The sequence below is a fragment of the Haematomicrobium sanguinis DSM 21259 genome, assembly GCF_000688395.1.
GTDB lineage: Bacteria > Actinomycetota > Actinomycetes > Actinomycetales > Micrococcaceae > Haematomicrobium > Haematomicrobium sanguinis.
On the sequence record NZ_JIAG01000001.1, the window covers coordinates 186895 to 208038 of the forward strand.

General features: G+C 64.1%; 22 protein-coding genes. 6 read left to right on the plus strand and 16 right to left on the minus strand.

Going from position 1 to position 21144, the window contains the following annotated elements:
• Positions 1–89 precede the first annotated feature (89 nt).
• From O148_RS0100850 to pdhA, 4 genes are all read right to left on the minus strand, one after another.
• Positions 90–935 (minus strand): universal stress protein, encoded by an 846-nt coding sequence (locus O148_RS0100850; RefSeq protein ID WP_026529410.1) that lies wholly within the window; start codon positions 933–935, stop codon positions 90–92.
• 80 nt (positions 936–1015) lie between these two features.
• The gene (locus O148_RS0100855) at positions 1016–2452 is read right to left on the minus strand and encodes a dihydrolipoamide acetyltransferase family protein (protein WP_026529411.1); all 1437 of its coding nucleotides are present in this window, start codon (positions 2450–2452) and stop codon (positions 1016–1018) included.
• Complete coding sequence (locus tag O148_RS0100860) at positions 2449–3408, minus strand: alpha-ketoacid dehydrogenase subunit beta (protein ID WP_157374455.1); 960 nt, start codon at positions 3406–3408, stop codon at positions 2449–2451. Before O148_RS0100860 ends, O148_RS0100855 begins: the two co-directional genes overlap by 4 nt.
• 86 nt (positions 3409–3494) lie before the next feature.
• Positions 3495–4664, minus strand: coding sequence for a pyruvate dehydrogenase (acetyl-transferring) E1 component subunit alpha (gene pdhA, locus O148_RS0100865; RefSeq protein WP_026529413.1), 1170 nt, complete (start codon positions 4662–4664; stop codon positions 3495–3497).
• A gap of 213 nt (positions 4665–4877) precedes the next feature.
• Between pdhA and O148_RS0100870 the strand changes: the two genes are divergently transcribed.
• Positions 4878–5321, plus strand: coding sequence for an Lrp/AsnC family transcriptional regulator (locus tag O148_RS0100870; protein WP_026529414.1), 444 nt, complete (start codon positions 4878–4880; stop codon positions 5319–5321).
• 98 nt (positions 5322–5419) lie between these two features.
• On the opposite strand, the gene O148_RS0100875 is transcribed toward O148_RS0100870, so the two are convergent.
• Genes O148_RS0100875 through paaA form a run of 6 tightly spaced genes read right to left on the minus strand, consistent with a single transcriptional unit; the run spans position 5420 to position 10226 of the window.
• Complete coding sequence (locus O148_RS0100875; RefSeq protein ID WP_026529415.1) at positions 5420–6196, minus strand: enoyl-CoA hydratase/isomerase family protein; 777 nt, start codon at positions 6194–6196, stop codon at positions 5420–5422.
• Between the two features lie 40 nt (positions 6197–6236).
• A complete protein-coding gene (gene paaE / locus O148_RS0100880; RefSeq protein ID WP_026529416.1) occupies positions 6237–7427 on the minus strand; it encodes a 1,2-phenylacetyl-CoA epoxidase subunit PaaE in 1191 nt (396 codons plus the stop codon).
• Positions 7428–7430: 3 nt separating this feature from the next.
• Positions 7431–7964: a 1,2-phenylacetyl-CoA epoxidase subunit PaaD gene (gene paaD, locus O148_RS0100885; RefSeq protein WP_026529417.1), complete on the minus strand. Its 534-nt coding sequence runs from the start codon at positions 7962–7964 to the stop codon at positions 7431–7433.
• Positions 7965–7969: 5 nt separating this feature from the next.
• Positions 7970–8821, minus strand: coding sequence for a 1,2-phenylacetyl-CoA epoxidase subunit PaaC (paaC, locus tag O148_RS0100890; protein ID WP_026529418.1), 852 nt, complete (start codon positions 8819–8821; stop codon positions 7970–7972).
• Complete coding sequence (gene paaB, locus O148_RS0100895) at positions 8821–9159, minus strand: 1,2-phenylacetyl-CoA epoxidase subunit PaaB (protein ID WP_026529419.1); 339 nt, start codon at positions 9157–9159, stop codon at positions 8821–8823. The genes paaC and paaB overlap by 1 nt, the downstream gene beginning before the upstream one ends.
• Positions 9160–9161: 2 nt before the next feature.
• Entirely contained in the window at positions 9162–10226 is a 1065-nt protein-coding gene (gene paaA / locus O148_RS14000; protein ID WP_051619661.1) for a 1,2-phenylacetyl-CoA epoxidase subunit PaaA, read from the minus strand.
• 227 nt (positions 10227–10453) lie between these two features.
• Between paaA and O148_RS14005 the strand changes: the two genes are divergently transcribed.
• The 4 genes from O148_RS14005 to O148_RS0100920 all read left to right on the plus strand — a co-directional run bounded on the left by O148_RS14005 (position 10454) and on the right by O148_RS0100920 (position 13772).
• On the plus strand, positions 10454–11194 hold the full coding sequence (locus O148_RS14005; RefSeq protein WP_035744187.1) for a DUF998 domain-containing protein: 741 nt from the start codon (positions 10454–10456) through the stop codon (positions 11192–11194).
• Positions 11195–11413: 219 nt separating this feature from the next.
• Entirely contained in the window at positions 11414–11896 is a 483-nt protein-coding gene (locus O148_RS0100910; protein ID WP_035744189.1) for a hotdog fold thioesterase, read from the plus strand.
• Positions 11893–13194, plus strand: a complete 1302-nt coding sequence (locus O148_RS0100915; protein WP_026529421.1) for an AMP-binding protein — start codon at positions 11893–11895, stop codon at positions 13192–13194. Before O148_RS0100910 ends, O148_RS0100915 begins: the two co-directional genes overlap by 4 nt.
• Positions 13195–13196: 2 nt before the next feature.
• Positions 13197–13772, plus strand: a complete 576-nt coding sequence (locus O148_RS0100920; RefSeq protein WP_026529422.1) for a TetR/AcrR family transcriptional regulator — start codon at positions 13197–13199, stop codon at positions 13770–13772.
• Positions 13773–13845: 73 nt separating this feature from the next.
• On the opposite strand, the gene O148_RS0100925 is transcribed toward O148_RS0100920, so the two are convergent.
• From O148_RS0100925 to paaZ, 3 genes are all read right to left on the minus strand, one after another.
• Positions 13846–14655 carry a type IV toxin-antitoxin system AbiEi family antitoxin domain-containing protein gene (locus tag O148_RS0100925; RefSeq protein WP_026529423.1) on the minus strand — a complete coding sequence of 270 codons (810 nt, stop codon included), beginning with the start codon at positions 14653–14655 and terminating at the stop codon, positions 13846–13848.
• 182 nt (positions 14656–14837) lie between these two features.
• Positions 14838–15269: a hypothetical protein gene (locus O148_RS0100930; RefSeq protein ID WP_026529424.1), complete on the minus strand. Its 432-nt coding sequence runs from the start codon at positions 15267–15269 to the stop codon at positions 14838–14840.
• Positions 15270–15432: 163 nt separating this feature from the next.
• Positions 15433–17598, minus strand: coding sequence for a phenylacetic acid degradation bifunctional protein PaaZ (paaZ, locus tag O148_RS14010; RefSeq protein WP_051619662.1), 2166 nt, complete (start codon positions 17596–17598; stop codon positions 15433–15435).
• A gap of 119 nt (positions 17599–17717) precedes the next feature.
• On the opposite strand from paaZ, the gene O148_RS0100940 reads away from it, so the two are divergent.
• A complete protein-coding gene (locus O148_RS0100940; RefSeq protein WP_026529425.1) occupies positions 17718–18125 on the plus strand; it encodes a hotdog fold thioesterase in 408 nt (135 codons plus the stop codon).
• A 111-nt stretch (positions 18126–18236) separates the two neighbouring features.
• Here the strand turns inward: O148_RS0100940 and O148_RS0100945 are convergent, their stop codons facing one another.
• From O148_RS0100945 to O148_RS0100955, 3 genes are read right to left on the minus strand one after another with little or no spacing between them, the layout of a single operon-like run.
• Positions 18237–19097: a 3-hydroxyacyl-CoA dehydrogenase family protein gene (locus O148_RS0100945; RefSeq protein WP_026529426.1), complete on the minus strand. Its 861-nt coding sequence runs from the start codon at positions 19095–19097 to the stop codon at positions 18237–18239.
• The gene (locus O148_RS0100950; RefSeq protein ID WP_026529427.1) at positions 19094–19870 is read right to left on the minus strand and encodes an enoyl-CoA hydratase/isomerase family protein; all 777 of its coding nucleotides are present in this window, start codon (positions 19868–19870) and stop codon (positions 19094–19096) included. The genes O148_RS0100945 and O148_RS0100950 overlap by 4 nt, the downstream gene beginning before the upstream one ends.
• Positions 19867–21099, minus strand: a complete 1233-nt coding sequence (locus O148_RS0100955) for a thiolase family protein (protein ID WP_276203057.1) — start codon at positions 21097–21099, stop codon at positions 19867–19869. The genes O148_RS0100950 and O148_RS0100955 overlap by 4 nt, the downstream gene beginning before the upstream one ends.
• Positions 21100–21144: the final 45 nt, after the last annotated feature.

Here is a 21144-nt window from a genome sequence, read left to right on the forward strand (position 1 = left end):
ACGCGACTTCACACGCTTCGACCACCGCGCGGGGGCTCGCCTACGCTAACGCCACCCGAGCCTGGCCCCGCGCCCACAAGCTACAGAACCTACACCCGGTCCTTGGGCTCCACAGCTTCATAATCGCGCGGCACCACGACCATCGGGACCGGCAACGCCCGCAGAATCTTGTTCGCGGTGCCGCCCATGAAGATGCGCCGCCCTTGCGCGAGCCGCGAAGACCCCAGAACCAAGAACTCTCCGGATTCCCAGTCGAGCTGGTCGATCGCGTCCTCGACGCTGTCGCCGCGGACCACCTCGGTTTCCACCACGTGGTTCTCCGGCAAATTCTTGACCGCCCAGTCGCGCACCATTTCAATGTGCCGCGCGGCCTGCTTGTACGCTCCGGCGTCATAGGAATCCGCATCCAGCCCCACCAGCGAGATAAACCGCAACGGCAGTCCGCGGCGCGCCGCGGTCTCCACGGCCACATCGATGAGCGCATCGGATCCGGCGCGCGTTCCCACACCCACACTGATCCGGGTCATTTCCGAACGGTGCAAATAGCCTCGGGTCGCGAGCCCCACCGGCACGGGGGACGCGTGCAAGAGCGCATTGGCCACCGACCCTACCGTGAAGCGCCGCAGCATTTCATTCTTGGTCGCCCCCACGACGATCAGCCCGGCCTTGCGCTCCTCGGCCACCTCGATGAGCCCCTCGGCAAAGGAGTCCGCGAGCTTCACCAGGGTAGTGACTCCGACCCCGCTGCCGCGCGCATCATTGGCCGCCTGATCGAGTGCACGTTCCAGCACATTCTCGCGCTGCGCACCCGAACCCAGCCGGTCCACAACGGTCACCAAATCCACCTCGGCCCCCTGCGTGAGCGCCAAGCTCGTCGCCAAATTCAGCGCATCCTGGCCGCGTCCATCCTGGGTGTAACCGACTACGTACCGCAACTTCTACTCCGCCCCGGACCGCCATTGGCCCCTCGAGATTCACTTAATGCAATCTTAGCCGGGCGCGGCACCGGCCTCGACTACAGGTCGATCAGAGCGCTGCCCGGGCTCTCGATCGCGTCGGCAACGTAGCGCAGGAAGCCGCCCGCAACCCCGCCATCGCACACGCGGTGATCAAAAGTGAGCGTCAGCTCGCACACCTTGCGTACCGCGAGTTCGCCGTCCACCACCCACGGCTTGTCCACGATCCGCCCGACCCCCAGAATCGCGGCCTCGGGATAATTGATAATCGCCGCCGAGCCATCCACACCGAACACCCCATAGTTATTGAGCGTGAAGGTTCCGCGCGTGAGGAGCGCGGGCGTGGCATTGCCCTGACGTACGACGGCGGAAAGCGCCTTAATCTCAGTGTCCAGTTCCCGGGCGCTCATCAGGTGCGCGGCCGGGATGCTGGGCACCATGAGCCCGCGGTCCGAGTTGACCGCAATACCTAGGTTCACACCCTCGACGGCGAGGATCGCATCGGAATCGATGCGGGTGTTCATTTCCGGGAACTTCGCGAGGCCCGCGAGAGTAAACCGGGCGATGAGAGCGAGGAGGCTGGGGGTGTCATCGCCGAGTTTTTTCTTCAGGTCGGCACGCATCGTGACGAGGGCGGTTGCATCGACATCGACCCACACGGTGGCTTCCGGGATCTCGGTGCGGCTGCGGGACATGGCATTCGCGATGGTTTTGCGCACGCCGGTCAGCGGGGTTCGCGAAACAATGGGCAAACCCGATCGGGTGTCGGTTTCGCCGGGCACTCCTGCCGTTTGCGGTGCGCTGGTGTCCCTCGCTTCGGTGTTGCTGTCGACGCGCTGGTCGGCCTTGTTTCCCGCGCTTGCACCGGAGAGGGCGGCTTCGACGTCCCGGCGCAGAATGAGACCGTCCGGGCCGCTGCCGATGACTTCGCTCAGGTGCAGACCCGCGTCCCGGGCGATCTTGCGCACGATTGGCGAAATCACGAGCGGCGCCAATCCGGTAGCCCGCGTCTGCTCGCTGTGCATGGCATGGTCTTCGCCAGCCTGCGAGATTGCCGCATTGGGCTGTGCTGGAACGGGCTTTTCTGGGGTGGGCTTTTCCGGGGTGGGCACGGCGGCGCGCTTGGGCTGGCGCTTCCGCCCGCTGGAAACCTCGCCGCTCGTGCCATAGCCGATCAGGACGTTCCCGCTGCCTGCTTTCTCTTCCTCGCGGTAGGCGAGGTGCGCGGCCTGGGTGGGTGTCGCCGTCGTACTTGTGTCCGAGGTGACCGTCAAAAGCGGCTTGCCGACCTCCAAGGTTTGGCCGCTTTGCCCGTGCAAGACGGCGACCGTGCCGGCGAAGGGGGACGGGACTTCGACGACCGATTTGGCGGTTTCGACTTCGGCGACCGGTTGGTCGATCGCGACCGTGTCTCCGGTGTCAACGAGCCAGCGGACGAGCTCGGCTTCGGTGAGGCCCTCGCCGAGGTCCGGGAGCAGGAAAATGTGCTCGCTCATGCGTCCTCCCACTGCAGATCGTCGATGGCGTCCAAAATGCGGACGGCGTTGGGGAGGTAGAAATGCTCCAGTTTCGGCGCCGGGTAGGGCACATCGAAACCGGTGACGCGCAGGACCGGGGCGGCGAGCGAGTGGAAGCAGCGTTCTTGGATGCGGGCGACGATCTCGCTGGCCACGGAGGCGAAACCGGCGGCCTCGGAAATGACGACGGCGCGCCCGGTTTTGCGCACCGATTCTTCTAGGGTTTTGTCGTCAAAGGGGGTGAGTGAGCGGGCATCAATGACCTCGACGCTGCGGCCCTCTTCCTCGGCGATGCGGGCGGCTTGAAGTGCGGGGGCGACGCTCGGGCCGTAGGCGACAAGGGTCACGTCGGTGCCCTCTTTCGCGATGCGGGCGGTGCCGATGGTGGACTTGGCGTCCTCGCGCAGGTCCCAGCTTTGGGCGAGCTGATCGAGGTCAACCTGTTCCTTGGAAAAGTAGAGTTTTTTCGGCTCCATGAAGATGACCGGGTCATCGCTGGCGATCGCGTCGCGGAGCATCGTATAGGAATCCTCCACGGTGCTCGGGGTGATGACGGTCAGGCCGGGCGTGTGCGCATAGTAGGCCTCGGAGGAGTCGCAGTGGTGCTCGACGCCGCCGATGCCGCCGGCGTACGGGACGCGGATGACCATGGGGAGGCGGACCGCGCCCTTGGTGCGGTTCGACATTTTCGCGACGTGGGACATGATCTGTTGGAAGGCGGGGTACGCGAAGGCGTCGAATTGCATTTCCACGACCGGGCGCATGCCGTTCATGGCCATGCCGATCGCCATGCCGACGATCCCGGATTCGGCGAGCGGGGTGTCAAAGCAGCGCGATTCGCCGAATCTGGCGGTCAGGCCGTCGGTGATGCGGAAGACGCCGCCCAGGGTTCCGACGTCCTCGCCGAACATGATGACGCTCTCGTCCGAGGCCATCGCGTCCGCGAGTGCGCGGTTCAGAGCGTTGGCGAAGGTGACGCTCTGCGCTTGCGTCCGTGGGGTGGCCGTTTGCTCGGTGGTGCTCACTGGGCGTCTCCTTCGCGAGCCAGTTCCTGCTTCAGGAATTCTGCTTGTTCTTGAAGTTGCGCGTTGGGTTGCGCGTAAACGTGGTGGAAGAGTTCCTGCGGGTCAGGGGTGAGGTCCTGGTTCATGCCCTCCCGCAGGTAGGCGGCGGTGTCTTCTGCGGCCTGGGCGATCTCGGCTTGCGCGTCATCGGTGAGGATGCCTTGAGCGGTGAGGTACTTTTGCATGCGGTCGATGGGATCTTTGGCGAGCCATTCCTGCACTTCGGCGTCTTGACGGTAGCGGGTCGCGTCATCGGCGTTGGTGTGGGATTGGATGCGGTAGGTGTTCGCTTCCACCAGGAGCGGGCCGGAACCTTCGCGGGCCAGTTTGACGGCGCGCTTCAGGACGGCAAGCAGAGCAACCAGATCGTTGCCGTCTACGTGTTCGCCGGCCATGCCGTAACCGACAGCCTTGTGGGCGAGCGTGGGGGCGACACTCTGGTGGGCCAGCGGGACGGAGATCGCGTACTTGTTGTTCTGCACAAAGAACACGACGGGCAGCTGGAAGACGGCAGCAAAGTTGAGCGCTTCGTGGAAGTCGCCTTCGCTGGTGGCGCCGTCGCCGCACATTGCGAGGACTACGGTGTCTTCACCGCGGAGCTTCGCGGCGTGGGCGACGCCGACGGCGTGCAGGAGTTGGGTGGTGAGCGGCGTGCACTGGATGCCGACCCTGGTCGCTTGCGGATCGTAGCCGCCGTGCCAATCGCCGCGGAAAAGCGTCATGGTTTCTACCGGGTCCACGCCGCGAGCCATGACTGTAACGGCGTCGCGGTAGGTGGGGAAGAGCCAATCGCCGTCTTCCAGACACAGCGCGGCGGCAACTTGACTCGCTTCTTGGCCGTGCGAGGAGGGGTACACCGCCATGCGCCCTTGGCGGACTAGCGCGGAGTTTTGGTCATTGACGCGGCGCCCAATGACGAGTTGCTGGTAGGCGTTCAGGAGTTCTTCGGGGCTCGGGGCCTCGTATTCGTGGCCGGCCTGACGCGCGCTTGGCGTGGCTTGTGTACCGTCCGGGGTGACCATTTGGATTTGCTCGTGCGCGGGGAGCATGTACTCCTCGATGCTGATGCCAAATTGAGCCGAGGCCTTGGCTTGGCTCTGCGCGTTCTCTTGCGCTGAGATCGACATTGATCTGCTCCTTGGTCCCTGATCGCCTGGTGACGCCCCTGGTTTAGGGCTGAGACTTCTTGCTTTCAATTGTCGACTTTGCTGGATGATTCATTCAAGCTGAGCGCGGTTTTGTTGACATTCTGTCTCCTGCTTGGTCTGCTGATAGACTTTTTGTCATTGTGATGCCCATTACATTGAGTGCGGTGGACAAATTGCGAAGGGCAGGTCGCTGTGGCCGAGTATGTGATTGATGACGTTGATCGGAAGATCATTGCCGCGCTGAGCGAGGACGCGCGGCTCTCGGTCAGCGCCGTCGCCGACGCCGTACACATTTCCCGCGCGCACGCGTATACCCGTATTGCGCGGCTTCGCGATGAGGGCGTCATTACGAAGTTCAGCATTGCGGTGGACCCGATCAAGATTGGGCTGAAGTCCTCGGCATACGTGACCCTGAAGGTGGAACAGCAGTCCTGGCGGGCGCTACGCCAAAAGTTGCAGGCGATCCCCGAGGTGCATCACATTGCGCTGGTGGGCGGGGACTTTGACGTGATGCTCCTAGTGCGTGCCGCCGACAATGAACACCTGCGGCAACTGGTCTTCGACACGCTGCAGTCGATGCCGGAGATTCTGGACTCGCAGACATTCCTGATTTTTGACGACGTCGCGGCCCGCTAGCTGCACCCCCGCCCTCCCCGCGTTTCGCATCCCCGTACCGCCTAAATTGACCCGCATACGGCTCGCGAAATGCGGTACGGGGATGCGAAACGAGTGGGTTAGGAGAACTTCGGCGAGCGCCGCTCTTGGAACGCGGCAATGCCTTCAAAGTAATTGGGCTCCTGGCACAATTCGCCTTGGATTTTGTTTTCCAGGTTGAGCGCATCCCAGAACCCGAGCCGCTCATCCCGGATTCGGTGTACCAGAGCCCGGTCGGCTAAATACGCGTTGGTCGGCCCGGCGGCCACTCGCGCGGCGATCTCGCGGGTCCGCTCCAACAGCTCTTCTGCCGCAAACGCACGCGAAAACAGCCCGGCGCGCACGGCCTCCTCACCGGACACAAAATCCGACGTATATATAAGGTCCAGCGTGCGGTGCACCCCGAGACGCTCCACAAACTCCCAGTGGCCGCCAGAATCCAGTGCGCACCCGAGCTTGCCGAACGGCGAGCCAAATTTCGCGTCGGATGCCACGTACACAACGTCGGTTGCCAACAGCAACCCGAGCCCCACACCCAGCGCCGCCCCGTGCGCGGCGGCAAAGGTCGGTGCCGGAAAATCGGCAATGGCCCGCATGGCAGGGGTGACAGACTCGGCCAAATAGCCGAGCGCGTCATCAGTTGCGACGTCCACTCCAGCCAAGTCCCGCCCGGCGCAAAACGCCTTGCCCTCGCCGCGGAACACCAGCGCCCGCACCTCCCCGGCCCGCGCACGCGGCGCCAACTCACCCAAGGCGGCCACAAGATCGGCCAAATCCCCCGCAGCCACAGCATTACGTTTGACCGGCGCATCCAGCACCACCTCGGCTACGCTTCCGGTCACCGAGTACCGCACCATCGACTCGCGCTCGGCCGTCGACTCCGAACCAGGAACAGTCTCAGACGTCATAATTCACCGACACCTCGTCACTCGTGGGGTGCGCTTGGCACGTCAACACGTACCCGCGCTCCACCTCGTCGGGTTCAAGCGCGTAGTTCTCTTCCATGCGCACGCTCCCCGATTCGACTTTCGCCCGGCAGGTCCCGCACACCCCGCCCGCACACGCGAACGGCACATCCGGCCGCACCCGCAGCGCCGCATTCAGGATGGATTCGTTCGCGTGCGTCGGGCTCTTGACCGAGCCTTTCAGCCCGTCCAGCGTGAAGTTGATCGAATAGGTTTCATCCGCATCATCAACCACCACGTCCCGCCCAAATTGGGCCGCGGGACGAGTCGGCGCGCCCGTCGTAAACAGTTCAAAACGCACATGCTCGGGCGAAACCCCAAGCTCAGCCAGCGTGTCCCGGCACATTTGCACCAGCTCGAACGGCCCGCACAGGAACCACTCGTCGACCTGCCCACTCGGCAGCACCGAGCGCAACAGTACCGAAAGTTTCTCCGCATCGATCCGCCCCGAGAGAAGCGGCGCGATCCGCTGCTCTCGCGAGAGCACGTGGTGCAACGCAAACCGCGACGGGTACTGGTCCTTCAAATCCGCCAGTTCCTCCAAGAACATCACGTCCATGGCGGCCTTGTTCGCATAAATCAGGTCAAACCGCGTCGACGGATCCACAGCCAAGAGGCTCCGCGCAATCGCGATCACCGGCGTGATCCCAGACCCTGCCGCCACAGCCACAAAGGACCCGCCACCCAGCGCCTCCGCCATTTCTTCCGGATGATTCAAGTCGTTCAAGATGCTGTGGTGCCGCGAGGTGAACGCGCCGGTCGGGTTCATGACCTCGATGGTTTCCCCCGCCGCCAACTCGGTGTTCGCCCAGGTCGAGAACTGACCGCCCAAATCCTTCTTGATGGCCACCCGAATCCGCGCGCTCCCGTCCTCTTCCCGCGAGGGCACCGCACAAATCGAATAACTGCGGCGCACCTCGTGCAACTCGCCGTCAGCACCCGGAAGCTCCTTGCGCAACGCAACATATTGGCCGGGCACATAGTCATATTCGTCCGCCAGTTCGGCCGGCACCCGGAAGGACACCTCAACCGAATCCTTGGTCAACGGCCGCACCTCGGCGACGCTCAGCGGATGAAACTTCGCGCGCCGCGACGGCGCAACCTCGGTCGTGGAAGCAGTCATGAATTAGTGCACCTTGAAATAGTCGAAGGGTTCCTGACATTCGCGGCACTGGTACAGCGCCTTACAGGAGGTCGAGCCGAACCGCGTCAGCTCGCGAGTGTTGAGCGATTGGCACCGCGGACACTTCACACCCAGCGCGAGCCGCACCGGCCCGGCGTCGCTGCGATGCGTCGGCGGCGCAATCCCGTATTCCTCAAGCTTCGCCTTGCCGGCCTCGCTCATCCAGTCGGTGGTCCAGGCCGGGGAAAGATTAAGTACGACGGCGGCCCCCAACCCCGCGCGCGCAAACTCGCCTTTGACGTCGGCTGCTATGGCATCCATCGCCGGGCAGCCGGAGTAGGTGGGCGTGATGGTCACCTTCACCTGAGCGCCGGGCTCGCCGGCCGTCACTTGCTCGCCTTCCGGGATGATCTCCACCGAACGCAATATCCCCAGATCGGCAATGGAAAGCACCGGGATTTCAGGGTCGTTGACGCGCGCGGCGATATCCCACAGTTCCTGTGGGCTGAAGCTGCGGGCGTCCGCGCTCACCGTCATGACGCTCACCAACTGGCACCGGGGTGCTGGCGTGCGAGCACCTGCATTTCGGCCAAGAGATAGCCCAAGTGCTCGGAGTGCTGCCCGTTGCGGCCACCGCCCCGGGAGTGTGGCACGTCCGGGCTGTCCAGTTCCGCTTCGGCCAGGATCGAGGCGATCTCCGCCAACACCGGCTCTCGCAAACTGGAGGGTCGGACGGCGACCTGGGCCGTGTCCTCCTCGGCTGCCAGGCTTTCAATGACGTCAGTGTCGGTGAACAGTTCCTCCACATAGGGCCACATGTTCGTCAAGCCCGCAATCATGCGGCGGCGCGATTCCTCGGTGCCCAAACCGAGGCGAAGAATCCATTGCGTCGCGTGATCGAGGTGATAGTCCACTTCTTTGACGGCCTTGGCCGCAATGGCGGCAAGAGTCGCATCGGAGGAATTCGCGAGCGCTGCGTACAGGTGCTTTTGGTAGCTCGCCAGAATGAGCTGGCGAGCGATCGTGTGCGCGAAGTCCCCATTCGGCTGCTCGACCAGATGCACGCTGGTGAACTCGTCCTCGCCGCGCCAATAGGCGAGATCGTCTTCGGTCTTACCCCAGGCCGAGCCAGCGTAGGTCAAGAAGGAGCGGGCATGACCTAATTGATCCAGCCCGATGTTGCCGAGTGCGACGTCCTCCTCCAGTTCAGGTGCCCGGGAAATCCAGTTCCCCAAGCGCTGCGCCAAGATGAGGCCGTCATCGCCAAGGCCGAGGGCATATCGGGCGACATCCTCGGATGGGGCGGGAGTCGAGCCATCATGGGTCGCCTGTGCGATGTCTTCGGGGCGGAGCGCAAATCCGGGGGTAATTCGTGTCGCCGATTCACCAGCCATCAGAGGTGTTTCACCCCTTCGCTTTCGGTGTAGTACGTTGCGTGCCGGTAATCCTTGCCCTTTGCGGACTCAAAAAACGCGTCCTTCTCTCCCGGGTCGCTCGCGGTAATTGCACTGGCCGGAACCACCCAAATGGACACGCCTTCATTGCGACGGGTGTACAGGTCGCGGGCGTTCCGCACCGCAAGTTCGGCGTCGGGGGCATGCAAGGAACCGGCGTGCACATGCGAGAGACCGCGCGAGGAACGCACAAACACTTCCCACAAGGGCCACTGCGTTCCACTCGTCGGGTTTCCCGTGGCGCTCGGAGCTGGTGCATTGCTATTTGGTGAGCTCATTGTTAGGCAACTTCCGCGGATTGGTGAGGGGCGTCGTCGTACTTCTGAGCCTGCTTGGCCGCATAGGCGGCCGCCGCTTCACGCACCCACGCACCGTCCTCATGCGCGGCGCGGCGGCGCTCGATGCGTTGCGAGTTGCAGGCGCCCTGGCCGGCGAGGACGGCCTTGAATTCGGACCAGTCCAGCGGGCCGTGCTCCCACTTTTGGGTGTCCTCGTTGAAGCGGATCTGGTCGTCTGGGAGGGTGACGCCGAGCACCTTGGCTTGCTCGACCATCATGCCGACGAAGCGCTGGCGCAGTTCGTCATTGGAGAAGCGCTTGATGTTCCAGGCCATGGATTGTTGGGAGTTGGGCGAGTCATCGTCCGGCGGCCCGAACATCATCAGGCTCGGCGCGTACCAGCGGTTGACGGCGTCCTGGGCCATTTTTTGTTGCGCCTCGCTACCGCGCATCAGGGTGAGCAGGATTTCGAAACCCTGGCGCTGGTGGAAGGATTCCTCCTTGCAAATGCGCACCATCGCGCGGCCGTAGGGTCCGTAGCTGGCGCGGCACAGCGGCACTTGATTGCAAATGGCGGCGCCGTCCACAAGCCAGCCGATCGCTCCGACGTCCGCCCAGGAGAGCGTCGGATAGTTGAAAATGCTGGAGTAGCGGGCTTTGCCGGCGATGAGGTCCTCGGTCATTTTGTCGCGCGGGGTGCCGAGGGTTTCGGCGGCTGAGTAGAGGTAAAGGCCGTGTCCGGCCTCGTCCTGGACCTTGGCCATCAGAATGGATTTGCGTTTCAGGCTCGGCGCGCGGGAGATCCAATTCGCTTCGGGCTGCATGCCGATGATTTCGGAGTGCGCGTGCTGGGAGATCTGGCGGACGAGGGTCTTGCGGTAAGCCTCCGGCATCCAGTCGCGCGGTTCAATGCGCGAATCCTCGGCGATGATGGCGTCAAAGCGGGCTTGGCCGGCGGGATGCGCGGGCTGTGCGGGCTGTTCCGCTGCTTGCGCGGACCGCCCGGGTTGCCCAGGTTGCGCAGGTTGCGCGGGGGCTGCGGCGTCCGTGGTGGCGTGCTGCGTCATTGCTGCTCCTCTGCTCCGCCGCACTCGCCTGGGCGAGCCGGGGAATTACTGACCGTTCGTTCAGTATATCGGGAGGCGTGTGGTGCGGGCAACACCCCTGCGGCCGACGGTCAATGTTGCAGGTTAGCGGGAGATGTCGCAGCGGCGCGGTTCCGTCTGTCGGCGTTGTTGGGAGTTCGGGGACTCGCACTCCGCTCAATGTCAGAGGCGGCCGGTAGGTTAGACGCATGAAGGTTGAACGTCGCGAAATCGCCGCCGAAATGGCCCAGAACCGTTCCCTGATTGGCGCGTGGGCAATCGTATCGCCCCTGCAACTTTTTTTGGTCGAGGCGTTGGCGATCATGGCGTGGACCGGGCGTCCCGGCTATAGCCGCATCGAGAATGTCATTAGCGATCTGGGAGCCGCGAACTGCGCCTTTTACCAGGACCGCATCCTGTGCTCGCCGCTGAATTGGCTCATGAATCTCTCGCTGATCTTGCAAGGCGTCGGGTTGTTGCTCGGTGCGGCCATGTTGACCACGGCGCTTTTGGGTGTGGGCGGCCGGCTACATCCCGAGATGCGCGTCAAGGGCAGGACCGCGATTGCCACCCGCATTCTCTTGGCTGCCGCCGGGATCGGTGCCGCCATTGTGGGCCTGGCGCCGCTGGACACCGTGGCGTGGCTGCATTTCGCCGGCGCCACACTGTTTTTCGGGGCCGGATCAGCGGTACTCCTGTTGTTGTGGCGCCTATGGCGGGGCGTCAATCCGGTGAGCACCGCACTCCTGGTCTGCGGTGTGATCGCGATTGCGGCGACGCTCGCATTTCTGATCCTGGTGGTGTGGTTGGACATTCCGTGGATGCCGGCCGGACTGCTTGAACGGCTCATCGTGTACCCGATCATGATCGGGGTGAGCCTGGCCGGAATCAGCGTGGCACGCGGGGTGCGCCAAGCTCGAAAGGTGGTGGTCGCAGCCGAACACGAGTAAACCCACGTCCCGACTGCCTGGGCCCGAGCGGCTGACACCCGGGCGGCGTGCACTCGAGCGGCTTGCACTCGAGCGGCTTGCACCCGAGCGCCTGACACCTGAGCGCCCTGGGCGGTTCCGCCGCCATTCCTTGACACCTGAGCGCGGGTGCGATTACCTAATGAACATTCGGTAAGTAATTCGCGCGGGCGCCTGACCCGCGCGCTGAAGGGATCGGCAATGACGCACCCCCTGTTGGCGGAGGACCTCGCCTCCCAATGGCTTGGACTCAAAGTTCTGCACACGGGCGACGGCACCGCGACCGTCACCACTACCCTGCGCCCGGAAATGATGAACGGGTTCGGTCTCACCCACGGCGGCATCATCTTCGCCATCGCCGACTCCGCTTTTGCCTTCGCCTGCAACCCGACCGACTCCGACGGCTCCACCCACACCGTCGCGTCCGGTGCCGACATCAACTTCCTTCGGCCCACCTTCGCGGGCCAGCAAGTGACCGCGATCGCCACCCGCCGCGCCGCTAGCGGGCGGAGCGGCATCTTTGACGTACAAGTTTTTGCGCGAGCTGCGCGGGATTCCGGTGACACCGCCGAATCTTCCGCAGAGCACGACGGCGATGCTCACCTTGGCGAGCTGGTGGCAGAATTCCGCGGGCGGAGCAGGACCATTCCCGCCCGCACGACGACGAGCGAGGCGAACGCATGAGCACCGAAAGCAGCTCCCTATTTCCCGAACTCGAATGGGAGCGCGAGCAGGTCGAGGCCGTACAACTCGAACGGTTGCAGAACACCCTGCGCTACGCCTATGACCGCGTACCGCTCTACACCCGAAAGTTTGATGAGGCCGGGGTTCGGCCCGAAGACTGCCGCACACTCGAAGACCTCGCTCTGTTCCCGTACACCACCAAGGATGACCTCCGCGCCGAATACCCCTTTGGCATGTTCGCCGTCCCGCAAAGCGAGGTGGTGCGGGTTCACGCGAGCTCTGGCACCACAGGCAAACCCACGGTTGTCGGATACACCCGCGGTGACATAGACCGGTGGAGCGATCTGGTTGCACGGAGCATGTTTGTTTCGGGCGCCCGTCCCGGCCACAAGGTGCACGTAGCCTACGGTTACGGTCTCTTTACTGGCGGGCTCGGCGCACATTACGGCGCGGAAAAACTCGGCACCACGGTCATTCCCATGTCCGGAGGACAGACCGAAAAGCAAATTCAACTCATCCGTGACTTTGAACCAGACGTCATCATGTGTACCCCGACCTACCTGCTCACCATCATGGACGCGATGGCGCACCAAGGGCTCGACCCACGCGAAACAACCCTCAAATATGCGGTGTGCGGGGCCGAGCCCTGGACCGAAAACATGCGCCGCGAGCTCGAAGAAGGCATGGACCTCAAAGCAAGCGACATTTACGGGCTCTCCGAAGTCATGGGGCCGGGCGTTGCCGGCGAGTTCGCGACCCGGCAAGACGGCAGCCATATTTGGGAAGACCATTTCCGCCCCGAAATTGTTGACCCCTTTGATCTGGACCGGGTGCTCGGCGATGGCGAGGAAGGCGAGCTCGTGTTCACGACGCTCACCAAAGAAGCCCTCCCGATCATCCGTTACCGCACCAAAGACCTCACCAAACTTTCGGCCGGGACCGAAGCGCCCGGCATGCGCCGCATGGGTCGGATCACCGGCCGCAGCGACGACATGATCATCCTGCGCGGAGTGAACCTCTTCCCCACGCAAATCGAGGAAATCACACTCTCAATCCCAGCCCTTAGCCCACACTTCCAACTCGAAATCACCCGGGTGGACCGCATGGACCGGCTGACAGTCAAGGTGGAGCCGCGCGAAAGCGCCAGCACCGATGACGTGGCCGCCGCCCTCGCGGAACTGCAACACCGCATTAAGACCCACATTGGCTCCACCTGCACCGTCATCAGCGCCGAACCGGGTACGCTAGCCAGGTCCAGCGGCAAACTGCGCCGCGTCTATGATCTGCGGGAGATGTAAGTATGAAGCGTGGCCGGCCCGGCTATGACCAAGACGCCGTGCTGGAAGTCGCCGTCGCGGCCTTCAACGAGCACGGTTTCGAGGCGACCTCGATGGGCGTCCTTGCTGACCGCTTGGGCATCTCCAAGTCCGCGATTTACCACCACGTCTCGTCCAAGGAAGAGCTCTTGCGCATGGCTCTCGAGCGCGCGCTCGGCGGCCTCGAATCCGTCTTAGACCAGGCGCCCGCGGATGTGCCGGCGATTGCGGCGCTCGAGAATGTCCTGCGCGGAACCGTCAACGTTCTGGTCGAGCACCTGCCCGAAGTCACTTTGCTCCTACGCTTGCGCGGAAATAGTGAGATGGAACGAGAAGCCCTCACACGCCGTCGTACTATTGACCGGCGATTTGCCGTTTTGGTGCGCCAAGCGCAAGAGGAGGGAGCGTTGCGCTCCGATATTGAGGCGCGGACGGCCGAGCGGCTCATGCTCGGCACCGTGAATTCGCTGGTGGAATGGTATCGGCCAGGTGGCTCACTGAGTGCAAGCGCCCTGGCCGATCAGGTGATCACGATGGTTTTTGGCGGCCTCCGCGCCTAGCACCGGCGCGAACTTATGCTCACGGGGCGCCTCGGTTGGTGAGCATAAGGCCTTATGCCCACCAACCGCCCGCTCAACGGGGCATAAGTTCGGCGAGCGCCAAACCAACCAGGTCCAAAAACTCCTGCGGATTGCTGAAAACCATCTGAAACGTGATGCGTAGCGTCGGGACACCCTTGATGACGTAGAGGTTGTTGCGGCGACGGTCTTCCAAGAACCCGATCTCCGTGTGGTGAAACGCCCTGCCGTCAAGCTCGATCCCCAGCACCCCATTGACGAGCAGGTCGATTCGCCCCAGCCCCTCGACGTATCGCTGGACCTGGACGTGATACCCCGCGTCCTCCAAAATATAGCGGGCCGCGGATTCGAGGTAAGAACCGCACGCTGGCTGCACCCGAGCAACGAGCCCCCTGACCACGGGCGAGCGCGCCCGCCCGGCTTCCTCTTTGAGCTCGGTGAGAGAAATCTGCTTGGTCGAGACCGCCGCGTCGGCGATCATGATGCTCTGCATGGGCGGGACGCACAAAAAGGCGTCGAGGACCGCATTGAGAAGTTGGCCGCCGGGGCGATGCCGATGCGTCACGTAGGGCCCAAGAGTGCGCGAATGCCGTTGCACAATATGCGGAATTCGAGGGGCATCCATGACCCACAGCTTGTGCACGCTTGCCAGCGAGATACACCCTAAGTCAGCGCCGCGAGCCCTCGCTGTTACCCACTGCGGGTGCGCGCCCGGCCTGGCAACGACACCGCGAGGATGGCGCTTCAGCTTCCCCAATTCGACTAGCCCGTCCACAACACGCCGCGGAATTCCGGCGCGCTCGAGTTCCACGGCCCGCAGGACCCCTTCGTGCAGGCGCAACAGTTCCTTGAGTTCCGGTGTCATTCACCTAGCGTGCCCCGCTGCGGCCGAACTTTCGAGTGCCTTTTGGCAACCTGTGGATAACTTATGCGCACGGAAAGGGCCGGTTGGTGAGCATAAGGCCTTATGCTCACCAACCGGCCCGCCAAACCGGCGTAAGTTCGGGGCTAGCGTGTGGTGCTGGTGTCCCGGACTAACCTTCGCGGCTAGCGGCCGGGGATAGGCGTGGACACGACGTTCCATTCGCCGCCAGGGGTCTTTGCCTGGATGTAGAAGTCGGTCGCGTCGTTGTAAATGCCCGAGGGTGTGTAGCTCACCGTGCCGGAGGTCGCAGCTCCGTCAAAGTACTCCAAGTCCAAGGGGATCGTGAAGACCTGGTCGGTGTACGCCACGAACTCGAGCGTGTAGACCCGGTACTCGGTGGCGCCCGGGACCGCCGTCCAGGTCAGGTTGTAACTGTCGCCGCCAGCGCTGGTCGCGCTCAGAGAGAACGCTTCCTGGGCCGCTACGGCCTCGACGGTCTTGGGCGCGTTGCCGTGGCCGGGCGCGGCGGTTGCCGCCGGTGCCGCGAGCGCTCCTCCAGCAAGGATCATGCCACCGGTTGCGGCCAGGCTAACTGCCTTACGTACCTTGTTCATGGATCTTCCCTTTCATGTGGTGCCGACGCACGTGCCGCGTCAGCGATCGGGTTCGCCTCAACCTGTATAACGGAATGGCAACAGAAAGGGTTCAGTGAGGCACGACGGCGTTACTCGCCCCCCGCACGCGCCTCGCCCCACGCGGGGGTACTTGGGCACAACGCTAAGCGTCCAGACGTGCGGTGCCCTCCGAACCAGTGTCCGCAGCCGGTGCCATCGGCCACTGTTTTGCCACCAGAGTCAGCACATCGTAGGTCGCGACGATCTCCTCATTCTGGTTGTACAGCACCGCATCCCAACGCACTTCGCCGTATTCTTGGTCCTCGCGCGGGGTGATCTGCTTCGCGGTCAAGACCACGCGGATCGAGTCGCCAGCGGCGACCGGGGTGATGAACCGCAAGTTCTCCAGCCCGTAGTTCGCGAGCACCGGGCCCGGCGCGGGCTCCACGAACAGTCCAGCCGCCCAAGAAATCAGCAGGTACCCGTGTGCCACAATCCCCGGGAAGAACGGGTTCGCCGCGGCGGCCTCCTTATTCGTGTGCGCGTAGAACGTGTCCCCGGTCGAGTTCGCAAAGGCCGTGATGTCCTCCAGCGTCACCTCCCGCAATTCGGAGACTAAACCGTCGCCAATGCGCAGTTCGGCAAGGGACTTGCGGAACGGGTGCACCTCGGTGGCCGCGCCCCCGTACGCTTCGGCGCCAGCCAAACGCTGATCGGCACCGGCATGCCACACACCGGTCACCGCCGTCAGCATGTTCGGCGAACCCTGCACGGCAGTGCGCTGCATGTGATGTTTCACCGCGCGCATTCCGCCGAGTTCCTCGCCGCCGCCAGCACGCCCTGGCCCGCCGTGCACCAGGTGCGGCACCGGCGAACCGTGGCCGGTCGACGTGCGCGCATCCTCGCGGTTGAGCACCAACACACGCCCGTGATGCGCGGCAATCCCTCGCGACACTTCCTGCACAAAGAGCGGATCGTTTGAGCACACCGAGGCCACCAAGGATCCGGCCCCACGCGCCGCAAGCTCCACCGCTTCCACTGCATCCGAGTACGTCAGCACCGAGGACACCGGCCCAAACGCCTCCACCGAGTGCACCTCGGGAGCAACCCCGTCGGCCCATTCCAAGAGAACCGGCCCCATGAACGCGCCGTCCGCAACAACGCCGACCGATCCGTCCCGGCGCAGCACCTCGGGCGCGTCCAGCGACCCGTACGCCAATTCGCCACCGGCGGCGATCATCGCGTTCACCGCGGCGCGCACATCGGCGAGTTGATCCAGCGATGCGAGCGCCCCCATCGAGACGCCCTCCGCGCGAGGATCACCCAGCCGCACCTTGTCGGTGAGGCGCGCGCTTAAGGAGGCAACGACGTCGTTCTTCAGCGCCTCAGGAACGATCACCCGGCGGATGGCGGTGCACTTTTGCCCCGCCTTCGCGGTCATCTCGGTGACCACCGAGCGGATGAACGCCTCAAACTCGGGAGTGTCCGGCCCCGCGTCCGGCCCCAGGATCGCGGCGTTGAGCGAGTCGGTCTCGGCGGTGAAACGCACGCCGCCGTGCGCAATGGAACCCAGCTGCTTGAGCTTGTTCGCGGTGGACGCGGAGCCGGTGAAGGCGACAATGTCGCGGTAGTCGAGGTAATCGAGCAGATCGCCCGCCGACCCGGAAATGAGCTGCAGCGACCCGGCCGGCAGGATCCCGGATTCGATCATGGCGCGCACCACGGCCTCGGTCAAATAGCCAGTCGGCGTCGCGGGCTTGACGATCGTTGGCACACCGGCAATGAACGCGGGCGCAAACTTCTCCAGCATGCCCCACACCGGAAAATTAAACGCATTGATCTGCACCGCGACCCCCGGCACGCGCGTGTACATGTGCGTGCCGAGGAACGAGCCATCCCTGGAGAGCACCTCCGCCGGCCCGTCCACCACCACGTTCGCATTCGGCAGTTCGCGCCGCGCCTTGGACGCCATCGTGAACAGCACGCCAATGCCGCCGTCCACGTCAATCATCGAGTCGATCTTGGTGGCGCCGGTCTGCGCGGACATCGCATAAAACTCCTCGCGCCGCGCGTTCAAATACTGCGCCAGCTCCTTCAGCTTGAGTGCGCGCTGGTGAATGGTGAGTTCGCCAAGGTTGCCTTGGCCGGTGGTCCGGGCATGATGGACGACGGCGTTCATCGCCAAGCCATCGGTGCTCACCTTGGCAATGGGGTCGCCGGTGTTCGCGTCGCGTGCGGTGGGCGCATCGGCCGGGGTGGACTCGGGGGTCCACCATTCGTCCAGGACGTAGCTGGGGACGGTGCTGAGCCGGGTGGCGGTCTCGGTCATCGTTGACTCTCCTTTAGCGCGGCCGGGCGCCCGCTGGTTGCGGCAGGCGCGGCGCGAATTACTGAACGCTCGGTCGGTAATCCAACTGTAGCGCATGGGGTGCGTCTAGAGTAAGGATCATGGCTGAGATGGAACCCGATTTATGGCGTATTACTCTGGGCGAGCTGGACGAGAAAATGGGTGTCGAAATCCTGGAGCAGTCGGTTCAACGCGTCGTGGCGCGGATGCCGGTGGCCGGGAATCGGCAGTCCTTTGGACTGTTGCACGGGGGTGCGTCGCTGGCCGTGGGTGAGGCGGTCGGGTCCTGGGCGGCGGTGATTCACGCGTCGACGCTGGGCAAGACGGCCGTGGGGATTGACGTGACCGCGACTCATCACAAGAGCGCGCGGGACGGGTTCGTGACGATCACGGCGACGCCGATCAGTTTGGGGCGCACCGTGACGAGCCACCAGGTTCTGATCGAGAACGAGGCTGGCGAACGCCTCTGTACGCTGCGGATTACGAACCTCTTGCGCGAGCTTCCCTAGCCCCACCCTCGTTGCCACGCGTTTCGCATCCCCGTACCGCAAAAGTTGCACCGTATGGGGCTCTTTAAATGCGGTACGGGGATGCGAAACGAGGGAGGGTGGGGCGGGGCGTTACCAGGTGTAAAAACCCTGACCAGATTTTTGGCCCAGCTCGCCGCGCTCCACTTTCTCGCGCAGAATCTGCGGCGGTGTGAAGTGCGGGCCTAAGGTCTCGGCGAGGTATTCGGCAATCCCGAGCCGCACGTCGAGGCCAACAATATCGGTGGTTTTCAGCGGACCGACGGGATGTTTGTACCCGAGTTCCATGGCGAGGTCGATGTCCTCGGCGCTCGCGACTCCCTCTTCGACCATGCGCATGGCCTCGATCGCGAGGGCGACCCCGAGCCGCGAGGACGCGAAACCCGGCGAGTCCTTGACCACAATCGGCTGTTTGCCGAGCGCCGCGACCCACCCACGCGCATCCTCGACGAGTTCCGGCGGTGTGCGTTCCCCCACCACGATCTCGACGAGCTTCGATGCAGGAACGGGATTGAAAAAGTGCAAGCCGAGAAGCCGCCCCGGGTGTGCCAGCGCGTCAGACAGGTCCGTCACCGACAAGCTTGACGTGTTGGTGGCGAGCACCGCGTCCTGGCCCGCGGCCGCCTCGGCCGCCCGAAGCGCGCTCACCTTGAGTTCAAAATCTTCGGGAACCGCCTCAATGACCAGGGAAACTCCGGCAAGCGCGCGTTCGGCGTCGCTCACGAGTTCCACGCTGAGCCGCGCGAGCACGGCATCTATGTCCTCGGATAGTTTCCCGCGCTCTGCCGAGGCGAGCACCGCTTCGGTGACGCGCGTGCGGGCGGCGGTAAGGGCGTCGTCGTTCGCTTCAAGCACCACTACGCGGGAGCCACCTGTCAGAAAGGCGTGGGCGATGCCGGATCCCATCCGGCCGCCGCCGATCACGGCCACGTTTTCGGGGAGTGTGTGCGTCATTTTTTCGCCTTCCGCCGCGCCAGGAACGCGTCCATACGGGCAAATTTTTCCTCGGATTCAAAGAGCTCGGCCTGTTCGCGGCCGTCAATGGCTGGGTGCTCTTCGCGGGGCGCGGCAAACGCGCGCTTGGTTGCGGCCAGAGCGAGGGGCGCCTGCGCTGTAATGCGGTCGGCAAGTTCCTGGGCGGCTGCTTCGAGATCTTCGGGCGCGTGCACGGAGGTGACCAAGTGACAGGCTAAGGATTCTTCGGCATTCAGGACGCGTCCGGCCAGGAGAATGTCCTTGGCGAGCGGCTCCCCCACGAGCTCCTTGAGCCGCCACGACGCACCGGCGGCTGCCAGAATCCCGAGCGACGTCTCCGGGTTGCCAATCTTGATGCGATCGGTGCCGATGCGGAAATCCGCCGCGTAGGCGAGCTCGGCGCCGCCGCCTAACACCCAGCCGTCCATGGCTGCGATGACGGGCAACGGCAGCGCGGCGATGCGCACAAAGAGGTTGGCGTTGATGCCTTTGAGTGCGTCCTCGCGCCGGCGTTCGCGCAGTTCGGCGATGTCGGCGCCGGACGCGAAGACCGCACCCTTTTCGGTGCTGGTTCCCATGAGAATTAGTACCTTGGGGGTGTTTTCCAGGTACTCGCAGACCGCGTGAAGCTCGTCGACCATGGTTTGGTTGATGGCGTTGCGCACGTCGGGACGGTTCAGGCGCACCACCAGGCGGTCTGGCGCTTCGGTGACCTCGAGCGTTGTCAGCGCGGAGAGTGCCGGTGTGCTCACAGCGCCTCCACCGCTAAGGACGTCCCCTGCCCTACGCCGACGCACATGGTCGCGAGACCGCGCGCAGCGCCTTCGCGCTCCATGCGCCCCAGCAGGGTGATCAAAATGCGGGAGCCTGAGGAACCGAGCGGATGCCCCAGGGCAATCGCGCCACCGTCGGCGTTGACCACGTCTTCGTCCAGCCCCAGTCGCCGCATGCACGCGAGTGCTTGGCTGGCAAAAGCCTCGTTGAGTTCCATGGCACCGAAGTCATCGGTGCCGAGCCCCAGGCGCCCCAAAAGTTTTTGCGTGGAAAACACCGGGCCGAGCCCCATCACGGCAGGATTCAAGCCTGCGTGCGCGGCGCCCAAAACCCGTGCGCGTGGCGTCAAGCCTAAATCCGCGGCCGCCCGCTCGGAAACCACCAGGACGGCACTGGCCCCGTCATTAAGGGAGGACGAGTTTCCGGCGGTCACCACGCCGTCGGGCTTCACCACGGGTTTGAGGCGAGCAAGCACCTCAAGGGAGGTGTCCGCGCGCGGGCCTTCATCGGCGGTGACCTCGACCGTGGACTTCCCGGCGCGCGCCGTGACGGGAATGATCTCCGCGTCAAAACGCCCGGCGGCCTGCGCGGCGAGCGCCCGTTGGTGCGAGCGCAGGGCAAACGCGTCAGCATCCTCGCGGCTAATGCCGTCCAGCTCGGCGACGCGCTCGGCGGTTTCCGGCATGGAGAGGGTGTCTTCGGGGCTGAACTGCGGGTTTGTGAAGCGCCAACCGATCGAGGTATCAAACACGTCGCCGGGCTTCGCAAACGCGCGCTCGGGCTTGGCCATCACCCAGGGCGCGCGGCTCATCGATTCGACGCCCCCGGCGATCACCACATCGGCGGATCCCGCCTTGATCATGTCCGCGGCCATCGCGACGGCAGACAGCCCGGAGGCGCACAGCCGGTTCACGGTAATGCCGGGAATGGTGTTGGGCAGGCCCGCCAGCAGCAACGCCATACGCGCCACATTGCGATTGTCCTCACCGGCCTGGTTCGCGTTCCCGAGAATGACCTCGTCAACGCGCCCGGGGTCGATCCCAGTACGCTCAATCAGCGACTTCATGGTCAGCGCCGCAAGATCGTCCGGCCGCACACTCGAAAGCGCACCGCCATAGCGACCCACCGGGGTCCGAACACCATCCACCAACAGCGCCTGCGCCACGCGAGCTCCTTTGCCCTCAAGAATTACTGACCGCTCGTTCACTAATTAGAGTGTCATGGCGGGTTGCGTAGGTCAACACGCTTGGCG

Excerpts from the sequence above, each read along its gene's own strand:
- O148_RS0100855 (WP_026529411.1), bottom strand. The coding sequence starts at position 2,452 with ATGAGCGAGCACATTTTCCTGCTCCCGGACCTCGGCGAGGGCCTCACC.
- O148_RS0100860 (WP_157374455.1), bottom strand. The coding sequence starts at position 3,408 with ATGGCCTCGGACGAGAGCGTCATCATGTTCGGCGAGGACGTCGGAACC.
- pdhA (WP_026529413.1), bottom strand. The coding sequence starts at position 4,664 with ATGTCGATCTCAGCGCAAGAGAACGCGCAGAGCCAAGCCAAGGCCTCG.
- O148_RS0100875 (WP_026529415.1), bottom strand. The coding sequence starts at position 6,196 with ATGGTGCGGTACTCGGTGACCGGAAGCGTAGCCGAGGTGGTGCTGGAT.
- paaE (WP_026529416.1), bottom strand. The coding sequence starts at position 7,427 with ATGACTGCTTCCACGACCGAGGTTGCGCCGTCGCGGCGCGCGAAGTTT.
- paaD (WP_026529417.1), bottom strand. The coding sequence starts at position 7,964 with ATGACGGTGAGCGCGGACGCCCGCAGCTTCAGCCCACAGGAACTGTGG.
- paaC (WP_026529418.1), bottom strand. The coding sequence starts at position 8,821 with ATGGCTGGTGAATCGGCGACACGAATTACCCCCGGATTTGCGCTCCGC.
- paaB (WP_026529419.1), bottom strand. The coding sequence starts at position 9,159 with ATGAGCTCACCAAATAGCAATGCACCAGCTCCGAGCGCCACGGGAAAC.
- paaA (WP_051619661.1), bottom strand. The coding sequence starts at position 10,226 with ATGACGCAGCACGCCACCACGGACGCCGCAGCCCCCGCGCAACCTGCG.
- O148_RS14005 (WP_035744187.1), top strand. The coding sequence starts at position 10,454 with ATGAAGGTTGAACGTCGCGAAATCGCCGCCGAAATGGCCCAGAACCGT.
- O148_RS0100910 (WP_035744189.1), top strand. The coding sequence starts at position 11,414 with ATGACGCACCCCCTGTTGGCGGAGGACCTCGCCTCCCAATGGCTTGGA.
- O148_RS0100915 (WP_026529421.1), top strand. The coding sequence starts at position 11,893 with ATGAGCACCGAAAGCAGCTCCCTATTTCCCGAACTCGAATGGGAGCGC.
- O148_RS0100920 (WP_026529422.1), top strand. The coding sequence starts at position 13,197 with ATGAAGCGTGGCCGGCCCGGCTATGACCAAGACGCCGTGCTGGAAGTC.
- O148_RS0100925 (WP_026529423.1), bottom strand. The coding sequence starts at position 14,655 with ATGACACCGGAACTCAAGGAACTGTTGCGCCTGCACGAAGGGGTCCTG.
- O148_RS0100930 (WP_026529424.1), bottom strand. The coding sequence starts at position 15,269 with ATGAACAAGGTACGTAAGGCAGTTAGCCTGGCCGCAACCGGTGGCATG.
- paaZ (WP_051619662.1), bottom strand. The coding sequence starts at position 17,598 with ATGACCGAGACCGCCACCCGGCTCAGCACCGTCCCCAGCTACGTCCTG.
- O148_RS0100940 (WP_026529425.1), top strand. The coding sequence starts at position 17,718 with ATGGCTGAGATGGAACCCGATTTATGGCGTATTACTCTGGGCGAGCTG.
- O148_RS0100945 (WP_026529426.1), bottom strand. The coding sequence starts at position 19,097 with ATGACGCACACACTCCCCGAAAACGTGGCCGTGATCGGCGGCGGCCGG.